This is a genomic window from Emticicia agri, assembly GCF_004168285.1.
In the GTDB taxonomy this organism is placed as follows: Bacteria; Bacteroidota; Bacteroidia; order Cytophagales; family Spirosomataceae; genus Emticicia; species Emticicia agri.
Genome location: NZ_SEWF01000093.1, coordinates 1 through 9,066, shown reverse-complemented (window position 1 = coordinate 9,066; position 9,066 = coordinate 1). Strand labels below are relative to the sequence as shown.

At 39.1% G+C, this 9,066-nt stretch carries 9 protein-coding genes; 7 read left to right on the top strand and 2 right to left on the bottom strand.

All coding sequences use genetic code 11. The features are described 5' to 3' along the window. The first annotated feature begins 464 nt into the window (after positions 1-464). From EWM59_RS26855 to EWM59_RS26845, 3 genes are all read left to right on the top strand, one after another. Complete coding sequence (locus EWM59_RS26855; RefSeq protein ID WP_130023855.1) at positions 465-869, top strand: response regulator; 405 nt, start codon at positions 465-467, stop codon at positions 867-869. Positions 870-1,178: 309 nt separating this feature from the next. Then, positions 1,179-2,936, top strand: coding sequence for a gamma-glutamyltransferase (gene ggt, locus EWM59_RS26850; RefSeq protein WP_130024294.1), 1,758 nt, complete (start codon positions 1,179-1,181; stop codon positions 2,934-2,936). Positions 2,937-2,981: 45 nt separating this feature from the next. Beyond that, a complete protein-coding gene (locus EWM59_RS26845; protein ID WP_130024293.1) occupies positions 2,982-3,464 on the top strand; it encodes a PBECR3 domain-containing polyvalent protein in 483 nt (160 codons plus the stop codon). Positions 3,465-3,630: 166 nt separating this feature from the next. Here EWM59_RS26845 and EWM59_RS26840 read toward each other — a convergent pair whose 3' ends face one another. Beyond that, positions 3,631-4,794, bottom strand: a complete 1,164-nt coding sequence (locus EWM59_RS26840; RefSeq protein WP_130024292.1) for a hypothetical protein — start codon at positions 4,792-4,794, stop codon at positions 3,631-3,633. A gap of 39 nt (positions 4,795-4,833) precedes the next feature. Between EWM59_RS26840 and EWM59_RS27920 the strand changes: the two genes are divergently transcribed. Next, entirely contained in the window at positions 4,834-4,983 is a 150-nt protein-coding gene (locus EWM59_RS27920) for a hypothetical protein (RefSeq protein ID WP_165372313.1), read from the top strand. A 125-nt stretch (positions 4,984-5,108) separates the two neighbouring features. Further along, positions 5,109-6,416: a Fic family protein gene (locus EWM59_RS26835; protein WP_130024291.1), complete on the top strand. Its 1,308-nt coding sequence runs from the start codon at positions 5,109-5,111 to the stop codon at positions 6,414-6,416. A gap of 53 nt (positions 6,417-6,469) precedes the next feature. Here EWM59_RS26835 and EWM59_RS26830 read toward each other — a convergent pair whose 3' ends face one another. Further along, the gene (locus EWM59_RS26830; RefSeq protein WP_130024290.1) at positions 6,470-6,829 is read right to left on the bottom strand and encodes a hypothetical protein; all 360 of its coding nucleotides are present in this window, start codon (positions 6,827-6,829) and stop codon (positions 6,470-6,472) included. A 253-nt stretch (positions 6,830-7,082) separates the two neighbouring features. Here EWM59_RS26830 and EWM59_RS26825 point away from each other — a divergent pair, with 253 nt between their 5' ends. Beyond that, positions 7,083-7,877 carry an arylamine N-acetyltransferase family protein gene (locus EWM59_RS26825; protein ID WP_130024289.1) on the top strand — a complete coding sequence of 265 codons (795 nt, stop codon included), beginning with the start codon at positions 7,083-7,085 and terminating at the stop codon, positions 7,875-7,877. 142 nt (positions 7,878-8,019) lie between these two features. Further along, positions 8,020-9,066, top strand: a 1,047-nt coding sequence (locus EWM59_RS26820) for a hypothetical protein (protein WP_130020236.1), incomplete at its 3' end; no start/stop codon positions are given.

The window sequence follows — 9,066 nt, the reverse complement described above, 5'->3', positions numbered from 1 at the left end:
GTTTAAGCTGAATACAGCCGCTAAGATTACAGACAAATAGTTTATGAAAACACTCAGTTTATCAAACTGATGGAAAGAATTTTCCGGCTATTGAATTTCTAACGAAAATTAAGAGGAATTTAGTCCATTTCCAAAGTTTTTTCTGAAATATTTTACTTTACCTATGTATTAATAATCGACTTTGTTAGCTTTAGGCGAAGATTCGGGTTTTTTACGAATATTTTTGTGGGTAAGTATTTATACTTATTTAAAAAATGATTAACTATGCGCTTCGTACTAACCTTTTATAAACGTACTCATACCTTTACAGTATTTCCGGATAAGAAACCCTTTTTGTGTCTCAGGCAATTAAAGCATTTAAAAAATATATTGATAAAAAATTGATTTTCTGTTACTATATTTGAAAATCAGCAAGAGAACAAAAGGGTTTCTATGCCAGATGTTCATCAACTTATACATCACCAATGCCGGAAATATTAAAAATCGTATTAGCCGATGATGATGAAGATGACAGAGATTTCTTTCAGGAAGCTGTTCAACTCGTAAAGATTCCGGTTGCGTTGACAACCGTCAATAACGGATTAGAACTAATGCACCTGCTTAAAATTTCTGAAAAATTCGACATGATTGTTTTAGATGTGAATATGCACCTTAAAAACGGCATAGAAGCATTGGTAGAAATACAGGCAGATACCAAGCATAAAGATACCTTTTGTGCGGTACTCACTACTGCCAGCAATAAACATCTTGAAGAAGATGCCATTCGCAAAGGCGCCAATATATTCAAAACAAAGCCTTACAATTTTGATGAATATGCCGCCAATGTCAGAACTATTATTCTCGCCTGCCTTGCAAGCCGGAAGTTATAAGAAAAGCATACTCCCTGTTCGGCTGAATATATATCCGAAACGGAGTTATCAGTTGAAGTGTCAGTCTGGTGCGCCCAGCTGTTCTCTGAACAGCATTGTGCAAAACCCTATTTCAATTTTGCTCCAATTAACCGTGCCATGCCCATGTTCGGACGAGTAGAGGCACGGTACAATTCTATTATAGCAATTCCATTGTGGTAATTAATTTTACCTCGAATCTGGAGATTCGAGTCATAGAAGTATAAAAAATTTCTAAAAAAACTTAAATTTGTTTCTGGCAATGCACTCATTACCCTAAAAACTAATTTAATGAAAAAAAATCTTTTCTTTCTTCTATTTCTGATTGCGTCCTGCAAAAACAAACCCACTCAAAACCAAACCATCAAAGGCTTAAGCGAATATGCGGTAGATGTGCCGGGTATTCAGACTTTTTATGATAAAAAAGGTGTAGTAGCCGAAAATGGCATGGTAGCTTCAGCTCATCCGATTGCTTCTCAGGTGGGTGTCGAGATACTCAAGGCAGGCGGTAATGCCATTGATGCTGCCGTTGCCACCCATTTTGCGCTGGCGGTAGTATATCCGTGGGCGGGTAACTTAGGCGGGGGCGGATTTTTAGTTTATCGGGATAAAAACGGTGGAAATTATACGCTCGATTTCCGTGAAAAAGCACCCATGAAAGCGCACAGAGATATGTATTTAGATGCCAACGGTACGCCGATAGCAGGTTTAAGTACATTGGGGCATCTGGCCAGCGGTGTGCCGGGGTCGGTAGATGGCATGGTAACCATGCACGAGAAATTTGGTAAACTATCGTGGGATAAAGTAGTGGCTCCTGCTATTGCTTTAGCCAATAAAGGCATTGTGCTGACCGAACGAGAGGCCGTTGGACTAAACCGTGTAAAAGCAGATGTAGTAAAAGTAAATGCGCCGGAGTCGCCGTATTATATCCGGCCTGATAAACAGGAATGGAAAAAAGGGGATACCCTGATACAAAAAGACCTGGGTAGAATGTTAGGTCTGATTCAGACCCGTAAACGGGCAGGTTTTTATGAGGGCGAATGTGCCGACTTATTAGTGAAAGAAATGGAACGAGGCAAGGGGATAATATCGCTCGAAGATTTGAAAAACTATCATTCGGTCTGGCGTGAGGCTATTGTGGACGATTACAAGGATTTCAAAATTATTACCATGCCGCCAACCTCAAGCGGGGGTGTAGCTTTGATGCAGTTGATGAAATTTGTGGAGCCGTATCCGATTAAACGGTGGGGGTGGAACTCGGATTCAACAGTGCAGGTCATGATTGAAGCTGAACGCCGGGTATATGCCGACCGTGCCAAATGGCTCGGCGACCCCGATTTTGTGAAAGTACCTGTAAAAGAACTGACCGACCGGGGCTATCTGAAAAAACGTATGACTGATTTCTCGTTCGATAAAGCTACCGATAGCAAGGCCGTTAGTGGGGGAGCAGTACCCGGTTATGAGAGCGATGAAACCACGCACTATTCGGTGGTTGATAAAGAAGGCAATGCGGTTTCTATCACAACAACGCTGAATGGTGGTTTTGGCAGCAAGGTAGTTGTGCAGGGCGGAGGGTTTCTGATGAACAATGAAATGGACGATTTCAGTATCAAGCCTGGAGTGCCGAATATGTTTGGTTTGATTGGTAACAAAGCCAATGAAATTGTGCCGGGTAAACGTATGCTGTCGTCTATGACGCCGACCATTGTAGAGAAAGATGGTCAATTGTTTATGGTGGTGGGTACGCCCGGAGGCTCAACCATTATCACCTCGGTTTTTCAGACAATTCTGAATGTATTAGAACACGGCATGGCCATGCAACAATCGGTGAATGCCCTGAAATTTCATCACCAGTGGTTGCCTGATAATACAACGTATGAAAAAAACGCTTTTAGTGAAGCTACGCTTAACAACCTGAAAGCCAAAGGGTATAACATGGCTCCTATGTCTGGCTCCTTAGGTCGCATGGATTGTATCATGTTACGGCCTGACGGAAAATTGGAAGGCGGCTCTGACCCTCGTGGGGATAATACGAGTGTGGGGTATTGAATTTTTTGGAAAAGATGCTTGTATGAGTTGTAAACCTGTGTAAGAATGGTTGAAATAACGCAAGAAATTAAACAGCAGATATATGATTTATATGATGAATGTCTTGAAAATCTAAGTCAATTTCATCGAAAGATTGATTTATTTATTGTGCCTGATAAACTTGCTGCTGAAATATTTGAAAAAACAAGCATAGATGTAACTGGTTATTGGGTTTGTCTCGATAATTATGAGATTATACATGCTATGGAAGAACATGGTAATCCAATTACGGAAGCTAAAAGAGGTCAGATTGCACTTGAGAGAGAAGATTTTGTGAAAATGTTGGAAGTTTTTCTGAACCCCGAAGAAATTAACACTATTGGTACAACCAGGCATACACAAAAAACACTATTGCAATTTATTAGAAAAATTGAAGATAAGACTTATGTAGTTAAAGAGGTAAGAAGTGTTACAAGCAAAAAGAAAAATAAAGTAAGTCGCTTGGTCTTTCATACAATGTATAAAATTAAAGCCATCAAGTTGGCTTGATGGCTTTAAAACCTATGAGTTATGAGGCACGAAGCACTCCTACTCGAAACGTCCGAAACGTTTAGGTAATACAAATTTATAAAGAAAAACGGTAAAAAACAAAAATTAAGATTATTAAATATCAGTAGTTTCTATATTGGGCGTTCTTTGTTAGTCCGTACACAACCTACCTCAAAAACTCAACGCCTTCCATTGTTTCTAATCTGGCTATAATACCCCAGCCGTAAAAATCGTTGGCAACGGCAATCAGCAATTCGTTTTCGCCTTGTTTCAGATTCAGATTTACCCGGGCATTCTGTATTGAAATACGGCCATCAGGGTATTTTCGCATGGGTGGTTGCAGGTAAGTGTTTTTGTCCAGAAATACCATCTGGTTATTCAGAAATACCCATACATCATCGCTGAAACCTAACTGTAAGCCATTCTTTTGATTTTCAGAGACTTTAATTTTAGCTTTCAGCCAGACCACTTTGCGTGAGTTATTTCCGCCGAATTTTCGGGTCAGGTTAATCATGCCTTTTCGCTCTGCTTCAATCCTTTCTGTAAAAGACTCAGGTTTGGGCAGGTTATTGAGCATTATTTCGGTTCCGGTTGGTAAATCGGTGGGCTTGTTTGTCGTCCAGTTTCTGATATATTGTGCATCGTGGTCGGTCAGGTCAGGCGCAGGCAATGCTGGTAAATCTTCTGTTACATTGGGTTTCAACTGCATATTCCATACTACCATGCCACCGTCTATCGCCAGTCGTCCTTCGGTGGTATTCCCTTCCAGTCTCGGAATATGTAAGGCGGGTTTTGCCATGTCGTTTACATACACCTGCATTTGTTTGCCCGAAATCACCATCTTTAAATGATTGGGTTTATCGGCTTCAAAAAAGGCCGGAGCCTGGTATTCGGTAAACATATCCCACATATTCACGCCTCCTAAAATCGGACAATACTGAATGCCATCGTTGGCCGTAGGGCGGTTAGGTCTGGCACGGATATAGAAAATCTCGGTGTCGTTGGTTTCCATATTTCCTCTGAAATAGACCATAGGTGAAGACCCGAGGGTCATAGGCGAGGCAGGTTCAAAATCAAATTCAATAGTGCCGTCTTTAAAAACCACATCTTTCAGCAATACAGCTCCCTGATTGCCTTGCTTTATCCGCATGGCTTTTGTGCCGTTTTGGTCAAAAAACTCAACTTTCCCTTCTTTAAATTCCCATTTTTCAGGACTCAGGCTAACGTTGTAATCGACCGGAGCAGGCGCCTGGCTTTGAGTTCTGGATTTGTTTTTCTGGGCAATTGCCATATTGCCCACACATAGCAGAGCGATAATTAACTTTTTCATAGTTTATTGTTTTTTTGCAGCAAATAAAAACAAAGGCACATGAAGCACGGTGTCCAAACGAGTGTCAAGTTTGTTCAAGTTGAGAGTAAGGGGGCAGAGAGCAGGGGGCGTGGGGCATGGTGCAGAGGGCATGGGGATATGTATGACGATTTTCATAACGACGGACCGGAAAAATCGTGCCGCAACTGAGGTGATACAAAAGAACAGTAGAAATTTATTGTAGAATTACAGGTATTAAATTGAAAAATTGCGAGATTCTCGCCAAATCTCGCAATTTTTAGTTTTCTTTGTATAACTATAATTGATGTACTCTTATGCTTGAATCAGCTCCACCTTTACTTAAGGATTTTCAGAATTTTGATTTGTTTGCAAAACTCAAACTCAATGGTGAGTTGCAAAAAATTCAGAATGAATATCTCTATTGGGATAAAGTGAAATATAAAGCCAAGGATTGTACACCCCAGGAATTGTGGCAAGTAGTTAAATTTGACAGATATTTCAATCATCATGATTTGGATTTTGGTGATTATACCTTTCAATACTCACTAACCGATTATATGCAGAGAGCTCTTCACGAGTTTGATTTGCATATTGGCGGTAATTTAAGTAGTAACGTAGGACTCGCAGAAAGTGATAAAACCAAATTTATTATCAGTTCGATTATGGAGGAGGCCATTTCGAGTAGTCAGATAGAAGGGGCTAATACTACCCGCAAGCAGGCAAAAGAAATGATTCAGCAGGAAAAAAAGCCAAGAAACAAATCGGAACAAATGATTATGAACAATTTCATTACGATGAAACATATTGTTCAACACAAAATTGAAAATATAAGTCCTGAACAAATACTGGCTATTCACCAATTGATGACTAATAAAACTTTAGATGACCCGAATGATGAGGGTAAATTCAGAGATAATGATGAGATTTATGTCGTAGACCATGTAAATAGCGAGGTTGTTCATACCCCACCGCCTAAAGAAGAAATAGAGTTATTGATAAATGAAATTTGCGATTTTTTTAACTATGAAACCGAAGACTTTATTCATCCTATTATTAAAGGCTGTATTATTCATTTCATGATAGGCTGGATTCACCCTTTTGTGGATGGTAACGGACGAACAGCGAGAGCCTTATTCTATTGGTATATGCTTAGAAAAGGCTATTGGCTTACAGAATATCTGTCTATTTCAAGAATTATTAAAGATTCTAAAACACAATATGAAAAAGCCTATCTTTATTCTGAAATAGATAACGATTTAGGCTATTTTATTACCTATCATATCAAAACGATGGAAAAAGCCTTTGAGGCTTTAAAAGCATACATCAACAGAAAACAAAAGGAAGTAAGACAGGCCGCATATTTTATGCGGATTCCGGGTGTGAATGATAGAATGGCTCAGATTCTGAAGATTTTTAATGAAGATGGCGATAGGGTTTTTACGACCAAAGAAATTGAATCAATATTCAATATATCTGATTTCACAGCCAGAGCAGATTTAAAAACATTGGTTGAATTAGGTTTTGTTGAGGCAATTCAGGTAAATAAAAAGAAACAGCATTTTATTAAGTCTCATAGATTTAATGAAAATTTGAAGAAATATCTGAATAGTAACTTAAGCTAAAAATTGCGAGATTCTCGCAAAATCTCGCAATTTTTAGTTTTCTTCTTACAAACCTATTTTGCACTTAAAGATTGGCTTGTAAGTATAACCATAGAGGGGTTATTACGTGATAAAGTAATCGGTATTTTGTCGCCTTCCCTGTATTGGTTGTACAGGTCTTTTCCTACTTTCATTACTTCGCCATAAGGCTTACCTCTGAACTGGTACTCAATCTCAAAGCCTTTGCCGATGCCATATTTATTGGTGATAGTACCCTGACTTTCATAGGGGCTACTCATAATGGTTCTTAGTTTATAGGCGTCATACTGGTCATTCCTTGATTTGATGGAATAAACCAGCAGACCTATAAGAAGCAAGATAAATACACCTACTATACAAGAAAGGATAGTAGAAGATGAGAGTTTAAGTGTCATCAATCTGAATATTTTAATTTCCTGAACTATGGTTGATAGAAATGCCAAAAAATTTGTGCCATCCTCTTCTTTTTACAGCGTTAGCCGGAAGATTTTCGTCTTTATTTTTGTATGAACACCGAATTTTTTACAGATATCGGGCGTTATTACATACAACAAAGCCGATGAACGTGTCTGCACAGGTTCATCGGCAGAAAAGAGTACAACAACATTCATCCTTTATCAATAAACTATCAAAGCAAATTCACACCTTATGCGAATAGAAAACTATTTGGCAAGAATCAGCTATCCTGATTTTCCACAACTAAGCCTTTCCAGCCTTTTTCAATTACATCAGTCGCACGTATATAATATACCGTTTGAGTGTCTCGATATTCATCTGGGTATTCCCATTTCGCTCAATATGGAGTCTATCTACAAAAAAGTGGTGAATTATTTTCGTGGAGGTTTCTGCTATGAGCTCAATTCTCTGTTCAATTGGCTGCTCAATCAGTTGGGTTATGAGGCCAGCATTATTTCGGCACAGATTACCAATGGCGACCAGCCCGGTCCCGAATACGACCACATGGCTATTTATGTAAAACACGAGGGCGACTGGTTACTCGACGTAGGGTATGGCGACTTGTTTATTAAGCCCATTGAGATAAAACCCGATGTGGTGCAGTATGACGGTGCCAATTATTTTATGGTAAAACAAGTGAGCGAAAACAGGTATAGCTTGCAGATGTCGGCCACGGGTACGCATTTCAGAGAGCGATATGTTTTTAGTTTGTCAGAGGTGGCGATTGAGAAATTTGAGCCACAATGTCAGTTAAAACAGACCTCAGAAGATTCGCATTTTGTACAGAACCTGATTTGTACCAAACCTACCGAAACTGGCAGAAAGACTATTTTTAACCAGAAATTTCTGCAACGTGATGATACAGGCAGGCATATTACTACGCTTGAAAGTGAGTTTGATTTAGCAGAATGTCTGCAAAAAGAATTTGGGATTGATATTAAAAAATACCAGCATCGACTGGCTGAAATGTTTCAGTTTAGTTTTTAACGTGACTTCGATGGAATCAAGTCCCGTAGGGACGATATATCGGTAGAAAAAAGAGAAACTCAATTATATCAGTCCCTACGGGTAGGGTGTCCAATAAAAGAAAAAGTTCTTGCAATTTTGTAATTGGAAAAGAACAAAATATATGCAAGAACCCAAGCAGTGGAATGCTTTAGGAACAAATATAGCTGAATTAAAAGCAAAAGTCAAAAATAGCCGAACAGAGCTTAGACAACTCAGACAGCGACTGAAAGAATTAGAGGCGAGTCGGGATTTGTGGAAGCGTAAATATAAGACCTTACAATCCTCAGAATTGCGTTCTGTCAAGCAAAATTCAGGTCGGATTACTAAAGCTCAAGGATATCAGTACAGTGTTCAGACTATTCAAATGAGTGTATACTTATACTTGGTTTTAGGCTGTGGCTATAGAGGAATTGTAAAGATTTTGCTATACATTCAGTTAGAATTCGGTGTTTTAGGCGTCTTACCCAGTAAAAGTATCATTGCTGTATGGGTGCAGAAATTAGGCTACTATAAATATACTCATCCAGTCTGTGAGCTTGGTAAGTCCTATGGTTTAATCATTGATGAGTGTATGGTAATCGGTCAGCAAAGGTTAGTACTTATCTTGGGAGTAGCTGCCCAAAAAGAGCAGCCAACTGCTTTAAACTATGAACAGGTCAGTGTTTTGTCTATCGCAGTGCGATCATCCTGGAAAGCGGAAGATATTAGGGCAGAGATTGAAAAAGTGACAGAAAAAATGGGTAGTAAACCTGTCTATATTATCAGTGATGGCAATAGTAATTTACGCAAGGGTATTGGTGATAGTGGTTGTATCAGGATTGCAGACGTCTCTCATCAAATAGCCTTGATAGTAGAGAAACACTATCGTAACCATGGTAAGTTTATCAGTTGGCAGCAAGCCATCGCACAGGCTAAATTTCAAGGAATCATGAGAGAGGTGGCCTACTTGCTTCCACCTAAACAAAGAGTGATTGCTCGGTTCATGAATTTAGAGCCCAGTATTGTCTGGTCAAAGAAGATTATTACTTGTTTTGAAACCTTTTCAGCCAAAGAACAAGACTTTTTTAGACCTATCAAACAGCATCAGGGCTTAATTGAAGAGCTTCAAGCAGTTTTTCAAATGAGTCAACAGGTAATAGATTTACTGAAAATCAAAGGGTTATCTTAT

Coding starts and splice junctions, on each gene's coding strand:
- EWM59_RS26855 (WP_130023855.1), top strand. CDS start 465: ATGCCGGAAATATTAAAAATCGTATTAGCCGATGATGATGAAGATGAC.
- ggt (WP_130024294.1), top strand. CDS start 1,179: ATGAAAAAAAATCTTTTCTTTCTTCTATTTCTGATTGCGTCCTGCAAA.
- EWM59_RS26845 (WP_130024293.1), top strand. CDS start 2,982: ATGGTTGAAATAACGCAAGAAATTAAACAGCAGATATATGATTTATAT.
- EWM59_RS26840 (WP_130024292.1), bottom strand. CDS start 4,794: ATGAAAAAGTTAATTATCGCTCTGCTATGTGTGGGCAATATGGCAATT.
- EWM59_RS27920 (WP_165372313.1), top strand. CDS start 4,834: ATGAAGCACGGTGTCCAAACGAGTGTCAAGTTTGTTCAAGTTGAGAGT.
- EWM59_RS26835 (WP_130024291.1), top strand. CDS start 5,109: ATGCTTGAATCAGCTCCACCTTTACTTAAGGATTTTCAGAATTTTGAT.
- EWM59_RS26830 (WP_130024290.1), bottom strand. CDS start 6,829: ATGACACTTAAACTCTCATCTTCTACTATCCTTTCTTGTATAGTAGGT.
- EWM59_RS26825 (WP_130024289.1), top strand. CDS start 7,083: ATGCGAATAGAAAACTATTTGGCAAGAATCAGCTATCCTGATTTTCCA.